Raw genomic sequence first — 17900 nt, 5'->3', positions numbered from 1 at the left:
ACTCGTCAAAAATGCGCGCGAACGGTTGATTCGTTGCCTCATTGAAAATGCGCGCGTAGGCCACCATCGACCGCCGCCTGGCCGACGAGCGGGCTAAACATCGACTCAAAGGGCGCTGCAGCACCAAGCCGGGATCGCTGCTCAAAAGTCAGATCCCGGTGCGCACCTGGGCTGACTGGGACGACGCTCGCCCCGGGTTTGTTGAGATCGACCTGGTCGGCCACGACGGCGGCAACCCGGCTGGACCTCATGCGTTCACGCTGACGGTCACCGATATCGCCACCGGCTGGACCGAGAACCGCTCAGTGCCCGACAAGACCGGCAAATTTGTGCTGGCCGCACTCAATGACATCGCCCGCAAGATGCCGTTTCCGATCTTGGGCGTGGACCCTGACAACGGATCAGAATTCATCAACGACCACTCGTTCCAATGGTGCCAAGGGCGCCAAGTCACCTTCACCCGGGCACGGCCGGGCAATAAGACGATGGCTGTCACGTCGAGCAGAAGAACTGGGCGTAGTGCGCACCGTGGTCGGCTACCACCGCTACGACACCGCCACAGAGCTGTTGTTACTCAACGAAATCTGGCAGCTGCAGTCCAAAACCAGGCCAGCCAACATCACTAAATAACGCATCCCACCAGCACAAACACCGCAAGCTGACCAACTACTTCTCGTGAGGCAACGAATCCACCTACGCGCGCATCTTGACATGAGGCAACAGGCCGACACGAGTCAGAAGTCGTCCACAGGGCCTAACTTGAGGCCTCCGGCCCCGCGGGCACCACAATCAGTTCGTGCGGCCGGTGGTTGACCGGGCTGGCCCCGTCGGCGGTGACGATCACGATGTCCTCGATCCGTGCACCCCACTGGCCGGGGAAATAGATGCCCGGTTCGACGGAGAAGGCCATGCCCGCCTCGAGCGGAAGATCGTTGCCGGCGACGATGTATGGCTCTTCGTGCACCGACAGCCCGATCCCGTGGCCGGTGCGGTGCAGGAACGCGTCGGCCAGCCCCTCCGCCGCCAATACGTCGCGGGCCGCGGCGTCGACCTGCTCGGCGGTCACTCCGGGTCGCACCGCGTCGACCGCGGCCTGCTGCGCGCGCTGCAGCACTGCGTAGCGGCTCGCCACCTCGACGTCCGGCTCGCCGATGCTGTAGGTGCGGGTTGAGTCGGAGTTGTAACCGGGCTTGTATGGTCCGCCGATGTCGACCACGACGATGTCGCCGGCTCGCAGTTCGCGATCGGAGCACTCGTGGTGCGGGTCGGCGCCGTGCGGTCCGGAGCCCACGATGATGAATGCGGCCTCCGAATGTCCTTCGGCCACAATCGCTTCGGCGATATCGGCGGCCACGTCGGCCTCGGTCCGGCCGGGCACCAGAAACTCCGGCACCCGCGCGTGCACCCGGTCGATGGCGGCACCGGCCATGCGCAGCGCATCGACCTCTGCGGCATCCTTGATCATGCGGAGTCGGCGCAGCACGTCGGTGGCCAGCACCGGAACCACCCCAAGGACCTCGGCGAGCGGCAACAGATGCAGGGCGGGCATTGCGTCGGTCACCGCCGTGGCGGCCGGTGCGCCGCCGAGCGCCTCGGTCACCAACCGGTACGGGTCGTCCCCATCCACCCAATCGCGCACCGCGAGACCGAGTTCCGTTGCCGCGGATTCCTTCAGCGAGGCCAGTTCCAGCCGGGGCACCACCATCGTCGGCTCAGCCGATACGGGCAGCACCAGCGCGGTCAATCGCTCGAAGGTCTGGGCCTGTGAGCCGATCAGGTAGCGCAGGTCGTAGCCCGGGGTGATGACCAGGCCGGCCACCCCGGCATCGGCCACAGCGGCCGACGCCGCCCGAAGCCTCTGTGCGTAAACATCGGTGCCGAATCGGTTGGCAGTCATGCCAGCCAGGCTAATCCTGGGTCCGATAGCTTGCGACCTCGATCAGGTTCCTGTCTGGATCGCGGCAGTAATGCGACGTCATGGGGCCCGATGCACCGGTCTTCGGCACCGGTCCCGCAGTGATCTGCACGCCGCACGCGCGCAGATGCGCGCCGATGTCGTCCGCACTCATCTCGGCGATGAAGCACAGATCGAGCGAGCCCGGCACGTCGACGGCACCGGTTTCCCAGTTCGGCGCCCCGGTGGGCCGGACGTTGATCTTCTGGTTCCCGAACACCAGCGCGACTCGATTGTCGCCGAAGACTTCACGCTGCATTCCCAGGACCCGCACATACCAGTCGACGGTGGCGTCGACGTCGCGGCAGTTGAGCACCACATGGTCGATGCGGTCGATAGCGAAGGGCATGCCAACCACGCTACTGCGACACCGTGGCGACGTGCGGCCGGTCCCATTCCGGGCGCTCCCGCAGCACCGTTTGACGTAGAACAGTGGCGTCACGTACTCGCGGCCACTGCGCCGGCCTCGGCGGCGGAGCAGCAGATGAATTTCGGCGACGTAGCCCCAGGTGGCGGGCCAGCACCAAACTAGGGACTCGACGGATTCGCCGGATGAATGATGTCGACGATTCTCGTGATCGAACGGTTCGACCCGGCAGCGACGTTGTGGTTGACGAGACAAACGCCGTCCACCCGACAACGAATGGAGCATGCAGAATTGAGTACAACAGTCATCGTCGGCGGGAGCAGCGGTATCGGGCAACACCTGGCGCAGCGACGCGCCGACCGGGGCGACACGGTGTTCATCACCAGCCGGGACGAGTCACGAGCCAATCAGGTGGCCACCGAGATCGGCGGCAAGACCATCGGTCTGGCAATCGATCTGACGAAGCCCGACGGAATCGCCGATGCGCTGCACCCTGTCACCGAGGTGGACTACCTTGTCATCACGGCAATCCCGCAGTACTTCAACACTTTTGCAGAATTCGACCCTGCACATGCGATCGAAGCGGTCACGGTGAAACTGGTGGGCTATACGGCTACGATCCGGGCCTTGTTCGACAGGTTCACGCCCGATACGTCGGTTGTGCTGTTCGGCGGTCTCGCCAAGGATCGCCCGTATCCCGGGTCCACGGTGGTCACCGCGTTCAACGGTGGGGTTGCCTCCTTGATCAACACGCTTGCGGTGGAACTGGCTCCGCGCCGAATCAACGCCATCCATCCCGGTGTTGTCGGTGACAGCCCGAAGTGGCTCGGGGTACGCGACACTCATCCACACATTCAGCGCACGCCCATCGGCCGACTGGTGACGATGGACGAGATCGTCGACGCGGTCGAATTCCTTCTGACCAACGGTGGCATGAACGGGGCCAATCTGACGGTGGACGGCGGCCTGATGACCAGCTGACGCCGTCGGCCGGAATCAGTTGCGAAACAGGAAGAGTCGCAACCTCGATTCGGCACACCAATACTTGGTGCCTGCCCTCGATTTCCCGCACTTTCAACCCGACGGGGCGCTGTCGAGGCAATCGCCTCGTACCGAAGATGAACACCGCTGCCGCGCTTACCCGGCACCGCCTCTTCACCGAAGCCGCGGACCGGTTCGACATCGACCACTGGTTGGGTATCGATCCCTGGTCACGGACGAACCTCGGGCTCGGGCCCCGTAGCGCCGGGTGCGATGGACAGCCGCAGGGCGGCCGGCGCGGCGGGCGGCACGGTCGGCGATCTCGGCGCAACCGGATCCAGCCGGCAATAGTCGTCGGTCAGCGGGGGGCGAGGATCTTCGTCACCGTTGTTCGGCCAGAACGACATGGCTCGCTCGGCCAACGCCGTGATGGTGAGCGACGGATTGACACCGAGATTCGCTGTCACCGTGGAGCCGTCAACGATGTGCAGCCCTGGATACCCGTAGACGCGGTGGTACGGGTCGATGACGCCGGTGCCGGGCGCGTCACCGATGGTGCACCCGCCGAGGAAGTGGGCCGTCATGGGGATGTTGAAAATTTCGCCGACACCGTTTGCGGTGAAGCCGTCGATTTTGGCCGCCAACCGCTCGAGGACTTCATCGGAGGCCCGAACCGACGTCGGATTCGGCGCACTCTCCCCTTGCCTGGATGTCACCGTCCATCCACCGAATCTGCCTCGCTTCGGGTAGAGAGTCAGTGAGTTGTCCAGGTCCTGCATCGTCACGGTGACGATGCTGCGCCGCGCCCACTGATTGATCCCTCCGTACAGCGAAAAGAGCATGCCTGGATGCCTGACGGCCTTACCCAGCCACAGCACCCAGCGCGGATGCTGCCCGCCGCCCTTTGTCGCCACGGTCATCAGCAACCCCATCGTGTTCAATCGCTTGCCCTGGCGGAACGGCTCGACGACAGTGTGTTCGTCGGGTTGAAACGACGAGGTGACCGTAACTCCCGAGGTGAAGTCACGAGTTCTTCGATGGCGCCACTTCCCCGTGACACTGCCTATCGATTCGGAGTTCGTTCTGGTCAGCACACCCAGTCGATCCGAGAGGAGGGGCAGGACCCCGGTCGCTTTCATTCGGTGCAGCACCTGTTGGGTGCCCCATGCTCCTGCGGCGAAGACGACCTGGTCTGAGCTGAATGTTTCCCGGCTGCGTCGCCGGCGCCACGCGCCAGTGTGGACGGTGTCGACCTGGTAGCCACCCGACGGCATGGGGTGCACCGCGGTCACCGTGCGTTCCGCGTGCACAGTCGCGCCTGCCTTTTCCGCCAGATACAGGTAGTTCTTCGGCAGGGTGTTCTTGGCGTTATGCCGGCAACCGGACATGCACTCCCCCACTTCGATACAACCGCTGCGGGCCGGGCCGACACCACCGAAGAACGGGTCATCGACCTGCTTGCCGGGCTCGGCGGAGCCGTCCGGGCCGAAAAACACACCGACCGGGGTCATTTCGAAGGTGTGCCCGACGCCCATGTCCGCGGCGACATCCCTCGCGATCTCGTCTATCGAAGTCGTGGTAGGGCTTCGGGACACACCGAGCATGCGCTTGGCCTGGTCGTAATGTGGGGCCAGTTCGGCACGCCAGTCAGTGATATGCGCCCACTGCTTGTCGCGGTAGAAGGCCTCGGATTTGGGTTCATAGAGAACGTTGCCGTAGTTGAGTGAGCCGCCGCCGACACCGGCTCCCGCCACCACGATGACGTCAGGAAGCGGATGGATGCGCGTTATCCCCTTGAGCCCCAGTTTCGGTGCCCATATGAATGGTTGGACGTCCCACGTGCTCTTGGCGAAATCGGCGTCGGCCCAGCGCCGCCCCGCCTCGAGGACTCCGACCCGGTAGCCCTTCTCGGTCAGCCGCAACGCCGTGACGCTGCCGCCGAACCCGCTACCGATGACGAGCACGTCGTAATGTCGACAGTTTGCGCTGGGATGTTCAGTCATTGCCTGCCTGCCTACGTTGTGTTTCCGGACCGCTCGCCGGGATATGTCGGACCGCCCTGAAGGCTCGTCAACACCACGGTGCTCACGAACGCGGGCGGCCGAATCCGTGTCGGCCCCAGCGCCAACCCCAGTTGCGGGCTGATTCGCCCGGTCGGTGGCCACATGGCGAACAGTTCCGGCGTTGCTGGTTACGGGGTAGCGTCGAATGCGAATCCCAGATACGAGGTGGGATCAAATGCTGCTGGGCCGAGCCCGTGAATGCGAGGAACTCGACGAACTGCTCGAAGCGGTTCGTCGCGGTGAGAGCCGGGCGCTGGTGGTGCGGGGCGAACCTGGCATCGGCAAGACCGAATTGCTGGACTACGCGGTCGCGTCCGCGCGCGGCTTCAAGATTCTCAGGGCCGTCGGCTCCGAACCGGAGACCGAACTCGCTTACGCGCTGCTGCACCAGGTGTGCGCACCGTTTCTGGGCCGTGTCGAGCGGCTGGTGGAACCCCAGCGAGACGCGCTGCAGGTCGCCTTCGGGCTGAGGGTGGGCGACGCTCCCGACCCCTTCCTGGTCGGGCTGGGACTTCTCAGTCTGCTCTCGGACGCCTCCGACGACCAGCCGCTGTTGTGTGTCGTGGACAACGAAAACGTCGTTGACCGGGCGTCGGCCCACGCGCTCGCGTTCGCCGCGCGCCGACTGTTCGCCGAGCCCGTCGCGATGGTGTTCGCGACCAGCCAGACGAGCCCCGAGCTCGCCGGGCTGCGCGAGATCCATTTGGCAGGGCTACGCGACGATGCCGCGCGCATCCTCTTGAGATCTGCCCTTGCCGCGCCGTTCGACGAGTACGTGCTCGACCGCATCGTGGCCGAAACGCACGGAAACCCATTGGCTCTGCTGGAGCTGCCCAAGGCCATGTCGCCCGCCGAGCTCGCCGGCGGATTCGGAACGCCCGCCGTGCCGACACTCTCGACACGAATCGAGGATGGATTTCGGCGGCGGTTCGAGTCACTCCCGCCGGACACACGGCTGCTGTCGCTGCTGGCCGCCGCCGAGTCGACGGGTGATCCGGCCGTTGTGTGGCGCGCCGCGGAGCGGCTCGGGGCCGCGCCCGAGGCGAGCGCACCGGCCACCGCGGCGGGCTTACTCGAAATCGGTGCGCGAGTGCGGTTTCGTCATCCGCTCGCCCGGTCGGCGGCTTACCACGTCGGGACCGCAGACGAACGTCTGCGCGCACATCGCGCGCTTGCCGAGGTGATCGACCCCGATGTCGATCCGGCCCGACGGGTATGGCATCGGGCTCTGGGTACCGCCGTCCCCGACGATGACATCGCCGACGAACTCGAACGATCCGCATCGCTGGCCGAGGCACGAGGAGGCGTGGCCGCGGCGGCGGCATTTCTGGCGAAATCTCTTGATCTCACCAAGGATCCGATCCAACGTGGTCGGCGGGCATTGGCAGCGGCTCAAGCCAAACAAGAGGCGGGAGACCCAGATGCGGCCATGGTGCTGCTGCGTGCCGCGGAGAAGACGGATCTCGACGAACTCCAGCGGGCCCGCACCGACCTGCTGCGTGCGCGAGTCGCCTTCGCCGTGAACCGTGGAAGCGATGCGCCCGCGCTCCTGCTGCGGGCGGCTCAGCGCTTCGCCCCACTCGACGCGAGATTGGCACGCCAGACCTTGCTGGACGCCTTCGTCGCGGCGCTGTTCGCCGGGCGGCTGGCCGGCGATGTTGGACTGCAGCGAGTCGCCGAAGCGGTGCGCCGGACGATGCCCTGCTCGGAACCGCCCGCCGCGCTCGATCACCTGCTGGACGGAATCGCGCTGCTGGTCACCGAAGGCCAGAAGGCGGCAGCACCCGCGTTGCGACAGGCATTGCTCTCGCTCCGCACCGAGGACACCGGGTTGCTCCGAGTTCGCTGGTTGTGGCTGGCTTCGCGGGTCGCGATGCAATTGTGGGATGACGAAAGCTGGGATGTGTTGTCGGCCCGCCAGGTCGAGGTCGCCCGCAAGACCGGCGCAGTCAGCGTGCTGCCAGTGGCCCTGCGCGGCCGCATCGGTTTTCAGCTGACGGCGGGCCGAGTCGAGGCAGCCACCATGCTGCACGACGAGCAAGAAGCCGTGACGCAGGTGACGGGCAGCGAACCGCTCCGTTACGGCGCTGTGGCCCTGGCCGCGTGGCGCGGCCGGGTCAGCGAGATCGGGCCTCTGATCGAGGCCAGCACGAGGAGTATCGAGGATCGGGGCGAAGGCGGCGGGCTGACACTCGTCGACTGGGCCTCGGCTGTGCTTTACAACGCTCTCGGGCGGTACGCCGAGGCGGTCGTGGCCGCCGAACACGCCAGCAGCCACCCGGAGGAATTCGGGTTGTGCGCCTTGGCCCTGCCGGAACTCGTCGAAGCAGCGGCGAGAAACGACGATCCCGATCGCGCTGCGGCTGCGCTGGAACGGCTTTCAGAGGCCACCCAGGCCAGCGGTACGCGATGGGCGCTGGGCGTCCAAGCACGCGCGCGAGCACTCGTCAGCGCCGGCGCGGAGGCCGATTCTTCATACCGGCAGGCGATCGACCACCTCAGTCGCACGCGCGCCGAGGTGGATCTCGCGCGTGCACACCTCGTCTATGGCGAATGGCTACGGCGACAGAAGCGCCGCCTCGACGCTCGTGAACAACTGCAGGTGGGGCACGAGATGTTCACGGCGATGGGGCTCGACGCCTTCGCCGAACGGGCTCGCCGGGAACTGACCGCCACCGGCGGCATCCCGGCCGCAACCGGCCACCGTTCCGCCGACGCTCTGACCCCACAGGAGGCACAGATCGCACGGCTGGCCCGTGACGGTTTGTCCAACGCCGAGATCGGTAGCCGCCTGTTCATCAGTCCGCGCACAGTCGAGTACCACCTGCGCAAGGTATATACGAAGCTCGGTGTCACCTCGAGAACCGCTCTGCCACAGATACTGTGAATGCCCGGCTCAGTCGGTCGACGCCGCCAAGAGGATCTCCACGACTGAGTGCAGATAGTCGGTGACAGGTGAGTAGCCGACGCAGGTCATGCGAAGGCAACCGCGGTAGGTGACGATGCCGATCACGTACTCGCCTGCAGTGTGCATCTGCACGATCGGCGCCCAGATTGCCGATGGGGCAACCTCTCCGGTATTGGTGAGGTCTTGCCGACCCAGGTTGGTTGCCAACACCTCCCACGCGAACACCTCGCCAAGGACTTGTCTGGCGGTGGATGCCGTTGCGCCCACGGTCATGGCTTGACGAATGGCTTGTGAGACCGTAACGACGCCGACCCCGGACCGGGCCACATCAACTTCGGCCGACATCGCGCGAGCTTGATCCCAGAAAGATGTTCCGTCAGCCGGCGCCAAGCCCGTGCAGGCGCCGCTGAAGTAGGCGGCGCAATGGTCTTGCGCTCCTGTGAACGCACGGATGTTGATGGGGCTGAGTGCACGGACGAATCCGTCACCGAGCAGTTGGCTGCGGGCACGAGACGCGGCGACCAGTAGGGGGTGTGCCGTCGAAGGGCCGATGTGAGGCCGGCGCCGTCATCCGCTCATCTGGCTTCGCAGTCGCCATAGTCGAGCCCCCGTTCAACGAATTGTCGACGAGATCCTCGATGGTGGGCGGCATGGGCAGGTATTGGAGTTGTCGGCCGTTGAGCCCGGCGATCAGGTCATCCAAGACGATCACGGAGGAGATGCCGTCGGCAATCGAATGGTCGAACGTCAGGATGAGAATCGACGATATGGGTCCTGTCAGAAGAGCGGCGCGCATGAGCGGCGCGGTGGAGCGGTCGAACGGCCGGGCGAGCTCCACGGCCGCCATCGACCGCCAGTCGCAATGTGCGGCATCCAGCACCGTCAGCGGGATGGGTTCAACAGCAGCAGCGCGATAGAAACCGAGGCGAATCGAGGGGTGGTCTTCGACATGGACCGACAGCAGCGGGTGACGCTGCTGTACGGAATTCAACGCTTTGCGCAGCTGCTGGGCTTCCAGGACCACGTCGAACTCGGCGACGAGCAGAAAGTGTGAGGGGTTGCGCTCGCTGTACCGGAAGAAGAGGCGTTCGAGCGCCCCAACCGGCCGGACCAGAGTGGAGCGTTCGGTGAGTCCTGTCGTCGAACCGTCGAAATGAGCTCGGGTTCCTGCCATGGTGAATTTTCCGCGTGGTTGTGTCATTGCACTGTTCACGCTGCCAGTCAACAAGGTTAGGAGGCATCCGTCGGACCCTAGTCAATGCCCTGGATTGTCATCCTTCGACTTTGTACATCCAGATCAGGTCGTTGCTGAGCTCACCCGTCGCTGTCCACTGATAGCTGCGGGCCACCCCCTGCCCGCGGTAGTTGTGCACGAAGTCCAGCAGGGCCGGTCGGGTCAGATGTGCGGAGTCGATCCCCTTGAGCACGATGGTGGTCAAATCGTAGCTTTCGGTGCTATAGGTGCCGGGCGGTCGGCCGAACTCTTTTTCGTATGCTTCGGCAAAGGCTCCAGAAGCCGGTGCGCAGGGACACGAGAGAAGAGCGCCCGTCGAGGCGTCCCCGGCAAGCTTGACGAACTCCGCATCATTGGCGGCGTCACCGGAGGAAAACGTCGCCGGCACCCCGGCATCCCGCAGTTGCGTGATAAGCTCCGCGGCCTCGGTATAGAACCCGCCGTAGAAGATCGCGTCCGGTGCGGAGTTTTTGAGTTGCGTGACAGCTGCCGACAAGTCTTTGTCGCCCCTCTTCACCTCGATATTGCAGTTCGACCCTGCGGCTCCGAGAGCCCCGCGCACCGCGTCTGCCAATCCGAGCCCGTAGTCTGTGCTGTCGTCCACCACGCACACCCGCTTTTTACCAAGCGTTCTCGTCAGATAGTGCGCTATCGACGGGCCCTGCACGGCGTCGTTGGCCAAGCCCCGAAAGAACGTCCGCCACCCACTTTTTGTCAGTGAGACATTGGTGGCTGACGGTGTGAGCGCAGCAAGGCCGGCTTGGGACAGCGCCGGGCCGGTGGCCTTCGTCTCACCCGAGTTGCCGGGACCGATCAACCCGATGATCGACGAGTCATCGATGATCTGCGCCGCGGCGGCAATTGCCTTCTCCGGATCGCCCTCGGTGTCAAAGGCTTTCAACCCAACCCGGCAGCCTGGGTTGTTGACGTTGTGCTGGTCGACCGCCAGTTGGGCACCATCCCTGATATTCATGCCCAGTGCGGAATCCGCGCCGGTGATCGGGCCTGCCATCGCGATGGAAACCGCCGGGCATGCCGCCTGGCCGTCTCCGGTGGGGTCGGCCGGCACATTGTTCGCTTGCGGCGAGGTGGAGACGCCATCCTGATCGATCTGCGACACCGGAACGATTCTGAGATCCGGATGGCCGGCACCGCCGACCGGTGGGGATTGCTGACAGCCACTGAGTACCAACACAACCATTGTCATCGAGTAGAACGCGAAACCTCGTCGTGCGATGAGGTGGGGCTTTTTCACGACACTGTTAACGCCACGCCGGCGGCGAAGTCATCCGTTGATGATCAGCTCGGCCGCACGTTCGGCCAGCGCATACACCGTCGCCGCAGTGTTGACCGAAGGCACCGTGGGCATCACCGATGCGTCTGCTATGCGCAGCCCGTCGACTCCGTAAACTCGCAACTCTGCGTCGACGACGGAGTCGCCTTATGGCCCATGGCGCATGTCCCGACCAGGTGGGTGTAAGAGCCGAAACTGCTTCGTACGAACGTGCGCAACTCCTCATCGGTTTCGGCGGCCGCGCCTGGCGAGACTTCTGCGGCCCGCCAGTCATCGAGTTGACTCGCCATTCCGATTTTGCGCGCGATGCGCAGCCCTTCGATCATTGTGCGCATGTCGCGGTCGTCCCCGAAATAGTTGGGATCGATGACCGGACGCATGTCCGCACTCGATAGTCGGACGGTGCCGCGGCTGAACGGCTGTACCATGCACACTGCGACGACGAAACCATTGGCGACACCGTCGAATCCGACGAATTCCGGTCCACTCGAGTCCCCGAAGATGATCTGTAGATCCGGTGCCATCCCGCTCGCGCCGCTGTGGATCAGCCCGATGATCTCGCCGTGATTGTTCCGGGCCGGGGCACCGGCCGGGCCCCGCGGTAAGCAACCATGACCCAGGCGTGGTCCTGCAGGTTGGCGCCCACTCCCGGCAAGTCCAGACATATATCGACACCGACATCCCGCAAATGGGACTGTGGCCCAATACCCGACCGCATCAGTATTTGTGGCGAGCCGACTGCGCCCGCAGCCAGTATGACCTCGCCCGCCCGGGCCTCGTGAATGTCACCCCGATAACTCTTCCCATATCCAACGCCGACACAACGGCTTCCCTCGATGAGCAGGCGATGAACCGCGGCGTCGCTGATCAGATCCAGATCTGGCCGTCGCGCGGCCGGCCACAGATAAGCATCGGCCGCGCTCTGCCGTTTGCCATCGACAATGTTCAAATCGACCGGCGCGAAACCGAGTTCGAGGCCGCAGCCGATATCGACGGCTCGCCGGTGTCCCGAGTCCACTGCGGCCGACAGGCAGGCGGTCAGTACCTCGTTGGGCGGGTCTGCCGGTGCGACCACCATCGGCCCGTTGGTTCCCCGCAGTGCGGGATCGCGCTCAGACGCCGTTTCACTACGCTTGCCAGATTCGCCCAAACATCGAAGTTCGTCCGATGTCCGCGCATGAAGATCATCCCGTTGATGAGCGACGAACCACCGACACCCCGCCCTCGCGGCACAGGCACAGACCGGCCCGTCGCGGATTGAACCGTCGACGAGTCGCCCCAGTTCCATTCGGTCGTCGAGAGCAAGGGCCAGCCTTGCGGAATCGAGCTCAGCGGCGGCGGTGACGCGCTTCCCGCTTCGAGAACCAGTACACGGGCATCGGCACATCGCGACAGCCGGGCAGCCAGCACCGCACCCGCGGCGCCGGCACCGACGACTATGTAGTCATACGTTGTCGGTGTCTTCGACATCGTGACCTCTCCGCGGATTACGTTTACGTTGCGCTCTCCACTATGAGTGCTGCAACCGGGGCCGAGCACGGCGTGTTGTTGGGCGGTGCGGCGACCGCGCGTCGGTGCCGGTGTCGCCTTGCCGCCATGCGCAGGGGCTGGACCACTCATGGGGATACGAAGTGCCGCCGAGGTTTTCGACTGTCGATGATTCCGGCCGCAAGGTAGACGGTGGCGGATGTGCTCATGATGGTGAAGCTGGCCGGGGCGGCGCGAATGAGATACGCCAGAACGATGCCGCCCCAGACCGCGGCCACGGCAAGGATGGCCGACAGCCAGATGCCTGACCACGGTCGCGTCGTCAGCCGGGCCGCGGCGGCACCAGGTGCGGCAAGCAACCCGAGCACGAGCAGCGCGCCGATGACCTGGCTGGCCTCGGCGACGGTGGCGCCGACTACACCGAGGAACAGCGCGCCCAGCAATCGGGTGTGGATTCCTGTCGCGGCGGCCACGGCGGGGTCGATGGTCGCAAACAGCAGCGGTCGGGCGATCGACACCAGAATCAGGCCGGCCGCGACGGACACCAATACGGCTTGACCAGCCGCATGCGCGCTGAGGCCGAAGATGCTGCCGAACAACACGTTGACGTTGGCGGCGCCGTTGGTGTGGCTGCCGTGCAGCGTGTAGTAGGTCAAGAACAAGACGCCCAGTCCCAGCACCCAGGAAAAGAACGATCCGATCGCGACGTCGTCGGCTCCGCGCCGGCCGCCGGCGCCCAAGATTAGACCGACGAGGACCGCGCCGACGAACAGCCCGGCGCGCAGATCCAGCCCGACGACCAGGGCGGCCATCGCGCCCGTATAAGCGACGTGGCCCAGGGCATCTGCGGCGAACACCTGGTTTCGCAGGACCAGGAAGTAGCCGGCGGGCCCGCACAAGGCCGCGACAGCGGTTCCCGCGATCACGGCATAAACGATGAAGCTGTGGTGCAGCATCGCGATCAGCCCTCCTGGTCGCGTCGCCCGGGGACGGCCACAGCGCGGAGACGCCGAATCGCCGCACGCCATCCGAGGACGCCAAGATAACTGCCGTAACCGAGGCTGGCCACCCAGAACCCGATGGGATAAGGGCTGAAAAACGCCGCGCCCATGCCCATCCAGGTGATCGCCAGCGCGATCAATACCGAGGCGACGATGCCCAGTGATGGGTTTGGGGTCAGCTGCTGGGCTGCCGCGGCCGGCGCGATGAGCAGCGCGAACACCAGCAAGCTGCCTGTCAACTCGCTTGCCGCACCGGCGGTGATCCCCAGGATGACGAGAAACACCGCCGCCACCAGCCGCGTCGGAACTCCTTGAGCGGCAGCAGCAACCGGGTCGATACTGCTGAACAGGAGCGGGCGGCCGACGACGGCCAGCACCGCCAGACACACCACAGCCGCGGCGCCGACCAACCAGACCTGGGCGCCGCTGACACCGGCGATCGTCCCGAACAGGAGGTTCGTCAGTCCCGACAGGAAGCCGTGATAGAGGCTGACGAAGAGAAGACCGGTGGCGAGCGCAACGGCCTGCACGGTGCCGATGACTGCGGACGCCTCGGAGAAACCACCCACCCCACCAGCCCGCGCCAACGGTGAGCACGCGGCGATGATCACTGCGGCGGCCAGACATGCCGCCACATAGCCGTAACCGACGGCCACGCCGAGCCACGCGGCGGCCGCTGCGCCGGGGAAGCCGATCACGGCCAGGGTGTGCCCGGCGAAGCTTTCCCGACGCAGTACCATCATCCATCCGACCGCACCGGCCATGATCGCCACGATGCCGCCGGCACGCAGGGCATTGACCATGAACGGGTAGGACAACATCTGTTGCACATCGGCGGCGAGGTTCCAGGTCAACTGCGTCGTCACGTCACTCCGCGGAATCTGTGACAGCGCGGGACGCTGGGCCGGCTGACCACGGTGAGCCGGCCGATGCTGTCGCGCAACACCTCGACCGTGATCCCGTAGAGGTCGCTCAGCGCTTCGGAGGTGATGACATCGTCCGGAGTGCCGATGACGGCGGTGCCGCGCGCCAGGTACATCACCCGATCCAGATACGGCGCGACGGGATTGACATCGTGGGCGACCATCACCACCGCCACCTGCTGGCTGCGACACACATCGCAGACGAGTGCGCTGACACCGGCCTGGCTGGGCACATCCAGGCTGTCGAGAGCCTCGTCGAGCAGCAGCAGCCGTGGTCGGCGCACCAGCGCCTGGGCGATGAGCAACCGCTGTTGTTCCCCTCCCGAACAATCCCCGATCGGACGATGCGCGTAGGCGCTCGCGCCCACCAGGTCGATGACCTCGGCGATGCGGGCGCGCCGGGCGGCGGTTCGGCGTGGAGCCAGTAACCGGCTGACCGCCGGAACGGGTGTGCCCCAGCGGGCGCCGTCCAGACCCAGCGATACGACATCGACACCCCGGATGCGCAGCGCGGAATCGAATGCCCGTCGTTGTGGCACATAGCCGACGCTGCGGTTGGCACGCCCCGCGCGTTGTCCCATCACCTGGACTGTTCCGCGGGCTGAGGTCAACCCGAGGATGGCCTTGAGGAGAGTCGACTTGCCCGATCCGTTCGGGCCCAACACAACAATGAACTCTCCCGCCTGGACCTGCAGGCACAGTCGCGACCACACGATGCGGCCGGCGACCACCGCCTCGGCGTCGTGCAACCGGAGCACCGGCTCGGGCGCGGCCGGGCGATCAGTTTCCCGTGGCGACATGCAAGGCGTCTTCCAGAGCGTGCAGCTGGCCGACTTGCCAATCCTGAAACGACGCGCCGGCCGGGGTCAGCGTCTCCGTCACCGTGGTAACCGGGATGTTCTGTTTGCGGGCCGCATCGACCTGGGCCTGCACATCGGGCGTCGTGTTCTGGCTGTTGTATACGTACACCCGGATGGCCTTGGTGGCGATCTGGTTGTCGATGGTGGATTTGTCGGCCGGTGCCGGGTCGGTGCCCTCGCTGATGGCCTTGAGGAACTCCGGCGGGGTGATCAGATTCAATTTGAGCGCATCTGCCAAGGGGGAGACGATGGATTCGCTGGCCCCGACCGGTGTGCCGCCGTATTTGGCTTTGATGTCGTCGAGCAGGGCGTGGTATTGGCCCAGTGCCTGGTTGAGGAAGTGCTGATGCTGCCGATCGAAGTACGCGGCGTCGGTCGGGTCGGCGTGCTTGTAGGCCGCGGTGATCGCATCGGCGACTTTGCCCACCGAATCCGGGGAGTACCACTGGTGTGGGTTGCCGTCATCGGGCACGCCGATCGTGTCTCCGACGGAGATCACCGTGCGCCCCGGATCGGGATTGGCGCCCAACAGTTTGTCGGACCACGCGTCGTACCCGATGCCGTTGGCTACGAAGACCTTCGAGTCGGCGGCGGTCCGGGCATCGGCCGGTGACGGCTCGTAATCGTGTGGGTCGGTGTCCGGGTTGGTGATGATGCTGGTCTCGTCGATCCGGTCCCCGCCGAGCTGGGCGGCGATGCTGCCCCACGTGTTGATGGTCGCCACCACCTGCAGCTTTGCCGCCGGCGCGCCGGGAGTGCTTGGGGCACAACCAGTCACCGCCAGGGCCACGCTCGCGGTAACGGCGCTCACCATTCGTATCACGCCTCTGTGCTCAGCCATAAGTGCATCACCTAGTTCCTTACTGATAATGAAAGTCATTATCAGTAACGTAGCAGTGTGAGGCGTCGATGGGAATCCGACGTCTCCAGAGCGCCGGAACGCTGAACGCCGTACTGATCAATCACTTCCAACGCTTCCCTGAAATGCCAGACGCGGCAGAGGAACTCGCTCCGGGTCGTGGGAAAGCTGGCAGGATGGCGCCCATGACCACGGACGCTCCCCTTGTCTTGCTCGACGGCGCCAGCATGTGGTTTCGCTCCTACTTCGGGGTGCCCTCGTCGATCACCTCCCCGGACGGACGGCCGGTCAACGCGCTGCGCGGCTTCCTGGACGCGGTCGCCACGGTGATCACCCGGGAGCGCCCCGGACGCCTGGTCGTCTGCCGCGACGACGACTGGCGTCCGCAGTGGCGCGTCGACCTGATCCCGTCGTACAAGGCGCACCGGGTCCTCGAGGCGAATCCCGACGGCGAGCCCGATGTGGAGCAAGTGCCCGACGAGCTGACGCCCCAGGTGAACATGATCATGGAGATCCTCGACGCGTTCGGTATCCCGACCGCCGGTGCCGCCCAATGCGAGGCTGATGACGTGTTGGGCACCCTCACCGCGCGTGAGCGACGCGATCCCGTGGTGGTGGTCAGCGGTGACCGCGACCTGCTGCAGCTGGTGCGCGACAAGCCGGTACCGGTTCGGGTGCTCTACCTCGGCCGCGGGCTGGCCAAGGCGACGAAGTACGGACCCGAAGAAGTGGCCGACAGCTACCACGTGCCGGTGGACCGCGCCGGGCCCGCCTACGCCGAACTCGCGCTGCTACGGGGCGACCCGTCAGACGGCCTGCCGGGTGTACCCGGGGTCGGCGAGAAGACGGCGGCGACGCTGCTCGCTCAGCACGGCTCACTCGAGGCCATCCTGGCAGCGGCCCACGATCCGAAATCCAAGATGTCCAGGGCGTATCGGACGAAACTGCTGGCCGCCAGTGACTACATCAAGGCGGCCGGACCGGTGGTGCGGGTGGCCAGCGACGCCGACGTCAGCTTCTCCACCCCGTCGGACGCACTCCCCTTGGCCGCCGAGCATCCACGCAAAGTCGCCAAGCTCGCCGAGGAGTACGGCGTGACGTCGTCGATCGGTCGGCTGCAGAAGGCCCTCGACGAACTGCCGGGCGCCGACTGACCGCTACTTGGGACGGCCTACCTCGTAGGTGCCGTTGTTGTCCTGAAAGGTCACGGTCACCTGACGCTTGGTGCCGTCAATGCTGACCTCACAGTTGAAGGTGTCACCCTTCTTCACCGTCGGGCTCTGGCCGTTGTTGCACTTGACGTCCTTGACGTTCTTGGCGCCGTAACCGTTGGTCTCGTCGGTCAGGATCTGCTGCACACCGCTCTGCGCGGCACTGACGTCCAGCTTCGTGGTGACGAAGAAGCCGGGCTTCCAGAAGCCCAGCACGAGGACGACCGCGACGACAATCGCGGCCAGCAGGCCGATGACACCGCCGATGACGGCCAGCGAACGCTTCGAGCCCTCCTCAGCAGGCGGGGCGGTGTAGCCCGGGTACTGGCCGTACTGGCCGGGCTGCTGTCCGTACACGCCCGGCTGCTGGCCATATTGACCGGGCTGCTGACCGTACTGCTGGCCGTACTGACCGGGCTGCTGGCCGTACTGACCGGGCTGCGGATATCCCTGGGCCCCGTATTGCTCGGTCGGCGGGTACTGCTGCGGCGGCTGATACGCCGGCGCGGACGGCTGCTGATATTGCGGGTACTGCTGTTGCTGCGGGTCATAAGCCGGGGGCTGCCACTGGGGCGCCGCGGTGGTCGGCTGGTCGGCCCCGGAGACGGGCGGCTGCCACGGTTGGTTGGCGTGCGGCTCGCTCGACGGCTGGTCCTGACCGGGCTCCTGCCCGTGACCGGGCCGCGGCTGCGTCGGATCGGATCCTTGCGGTCCGCTCATTTCTCTCCTTGATCGACGTGTGCTTGCCACACACTAC

General features: G+C 65.5%; 16 protein-coding genes and 2 pseudogenes. 4 read left to right on the top strand and 14 right to left on the bottom strand.

The features are described 5' to 3' along the window. Positions 1 to 59 precede the first annotated feature (59 nt). Positions 60 to 603, top strand: a pseudogene (locus tag ACVWWN_RS21110) (integrase catalytic domain-containing protein); the annotation flags it as partial. Between the two features lie 151 nt (positions 604 to 754). On the opposite strand, the gene ACVWWN_RS21105 reads toward ACVWWN_RS21110, so the two are convergent. Both ACVWWN_RS21105 and ACVWWN_RS21100 read right to left on the bottom strand, forming a co-directional pair. Next, positions 755 to 1897, bottom strand: a complete 1143-nt coding sequence (locus ACVWWN_RS21105; RefSeq protein WP_457145588.1) for a M24 family metallopeptidase — start codon at positions 1895 to 1897, stop codon at positions 755 to 757. Positions 1898 to 1907: 10 nt separating this feature from the next. Next, the gene (locus ACVWWN_RS21100) at positions 1908 to 2303 is read right to left on the bottom strand and encodes a VOC family protein (protein ID WP_457145587.1); all 396 of its coding nucleotides are present in this window, start codon (positions 2301 to 2303) and stop codon (positions 1908 to 1910) included. A 309-nt stretch (positions 2304 to 2612) separates the two neighbouring features. On the opposite strand from ACVWWN_RS21100, the gene ACVWWN_RS21095 reads away from it, so the two are divergent. Continuing rightward, the gene (locus ACVWWN_RS21095) at positions 2613 to 3302 is read left to right on the top strand and encodes an SDR family NAD(P)-dependent oxidoreductase (protein WP_457145586.1); all 690 of its coding nucleotides are present in this window, start codon (positions 2613 to 2615) and stop codon (positions 3300 to 3302) included. A 230-nt stretch (positions 3303 to 3532) separates the two neighbouring features. Here ACVWWN_RS21095 and ACVWWN_RS21090 read toward each other — a convergent pair whose 3' ends face one another. Then, on the bottom strand, positions 3533 to 5305 hold the full coding sequence (locus tag ACVWWN_RS21090; RefSeq protein WP_457145585.1) for an FAD-dependent oxidoreductase: 1773 nt from the start codon (positions 5303 to 5305) through the stop codon (positions 3533 to 3535). 235 nt (positions 5306 to 5540) lie between these two features. Here ACVWWN_RS21090 and ACVWWN_RS21085 point away from each other — a divergent pair, with 235 nt between their 5' ends. Further along, positions 5541 to 8252 (top strand): LuxR C-terminal-related transcriptional regulator, encoded by a 2712-nt coding sequence (locus ACVWWN_RS21085; RefSeq protein WP_457145584.1) that lies wholly within the window; start codon positions 5541 to 5543, stop codon positions 8250 to 8252. 9 nt (positions 8253 to 8261) lie between these two features. Here the strand turns inward: ACVWWN_RS21085 and ACVWWN_RS21080 are convergent, their stop codons facing one another. From ACVWWN_RS21080 to ACVWWN_RS21035, 10 genes and pseudogenes are all read right to left on the bottom strand, one after another. Beyond that, positions 8262 to 8618 (bottom strand): hypothetical protein, encoded by a 357-nt coding sequence (locus ACVWWN_RS21080; RefSeq protein WP_457145583.1) that lies wholly within the window; start codon positions 8616 to 8618, stop codon positions 8262 to 8264. A gap of 139 nt (positions 8619 to 8757) precedes the next feature. Continuing rightward, positions 8758 to 9447, bottom strand: coding sequence for a condensation domain-containing protein (locus ACVWWN_RS21075; RefSeq protein ID WP_457145582.1), 690 nt, complete (start codon positions 9445 to 9447; stop codon positions 8758 to 8760). A gap of 97 nt (positions 9448 to 9544) precedes the next feature. Further along, a complete protein-coding gene (locus ACVWWN_RS21070; RefSeq protein ID WP_457149212.1) occupies positions 9545 to 10708 on the bottom strand; it encodes a branched-chain amino acid ABC transporter substrate-binding protein in 1164 nt (387 codons plus the stop codon). An 84-nt stretch (positions 10709 to 10792) separates the two neighbouring features. Next, positions 10793 to 11181 (bottom strand): annotated as a pseudogene (locus tag ACVWWN_RS21065) (GMC oxidoreductase). A 164-nt stretch (positions 11182 to 11345) separates the two neighbouring features. After that, complete coding sequence (locus ACVWWN_RS21060) at positions 11346 to 11879, bottom strand: GMC family oxidoreductase N-terminal domain-containing protein (protein ID WP_457145581.1); 534 nt, start codon at positions 11877 to 11879, stop codon at positions 11346 to 11348. Beyond that, positions 11840 to 12271, bottom strand: coding sequence for a GMC family oxidoreductase N-terminal domain-containing protein (locus ACVWWN_RS21055; RefSeq protein ID WP_457145580.1), 432 nt, complete (start codon positions 12269 to 12271; stop codon positions 11840 to 11842). Before ACVWWN_RS21055 ends, ACVWWN_RS21060 begins: the two co-directional genes overlap by 40 nt. 146 nt (positions 12272 to 12417) lie before the next feature. Then, a complete protein-coding gene (locus ACVWWN_RS21050) occupies positions 12418 to 13245 on the bottom strand; it encodes a metal ABC transporter permease (RefSeq protein ID WP_457145579.1) in 828 nt (275 codons plus the stop codon). Between the two features lie 5 nt (positions 13246 to 13250). After that, the gene (locus ACVWWN_RS21045; RefSeq protein WP_457145578.1) at positions 13251 to 14156 is read right to left on the bottom strand and encodes a metal ABC transporter permease; all 906 of its coding nucleotides are present in this window, start codon (positions 14154 to 14156) and stop codon (positions 13251 to 13253) included. Next, the gene (locus ACVWWN_RS21040) at positions 14153 to 15013 is read right to left on the bottom strand and encodes a metal ABC transporter ATP-binding protein (RefSeq protein ID WP_457145577.1); all 861 of its coding nucleotides are present in this window, start codon (positions 15011 to 15013) and stop codon (positions 14153 to 14155) included. Before ACVWWN_RS21040 ends, ACVWWN_RS21045 begins: the two co-directional genes overlap by 4 nt. Beyond that, on the bottom strand, positions 14994 to 15914 hold the full coding sequence (locus ACVWWN_RS21035; protein WP_457145576.1) for a metal ABC transporter solute-binding protein, Zn/Mn family: 921 nt from the start codon (positions 15912 to 15914) through the stop codon (positions 14994 to 14996). Before ACVWWN_RS21035 ends, ACVWWN_RS21040 begins: the two co-directional genes overlap by 20 nt. A gap of 203 nt (positions 15915 to 16117) precedes the next feature. On the opposite strand from ACVWWN_RS21035, the gene ACVWWN_RS21030 reads away from it, so the two are divergent. After that, positions 16118 to 17086, top strand: a complete 969-nt coding sequence (locus ACVWWN_RS21030) for a 5'-3' exonuclease (RefSeq protein WP_457145575.1) — start codon at positions 16118 to 16120, stop codon at positions 17084 to 17086. A 3-nt stretch (positions 17087 to 17089) separates the two neighbouring features. Here ACVWWN_RS21030 and ACVWWN_RS21025 read toward each other — a convergent pair whose 3' ends face one another. Next, positions 17090 to 17863: a DUF4333 domain-containing protein gene (locus ACVWWN_RS21025; RefSeq protein WP_457145574.1), complete on the bottom strand. Its 774-nt coding sequence runs from the start codon at positions 17861 to 17863 to the stop codon at positions 17090 to 17092. Positions 17864 to 17900 lie beyond the last annotated feature (37 nt).

The sequence above is a fragment of the Mycobacterium sp. URHB0021 genome, from assembly GCF_054057895.1.
This window is presented reverse-complemented; position numbering and strand designations above follow the sequence as displayed.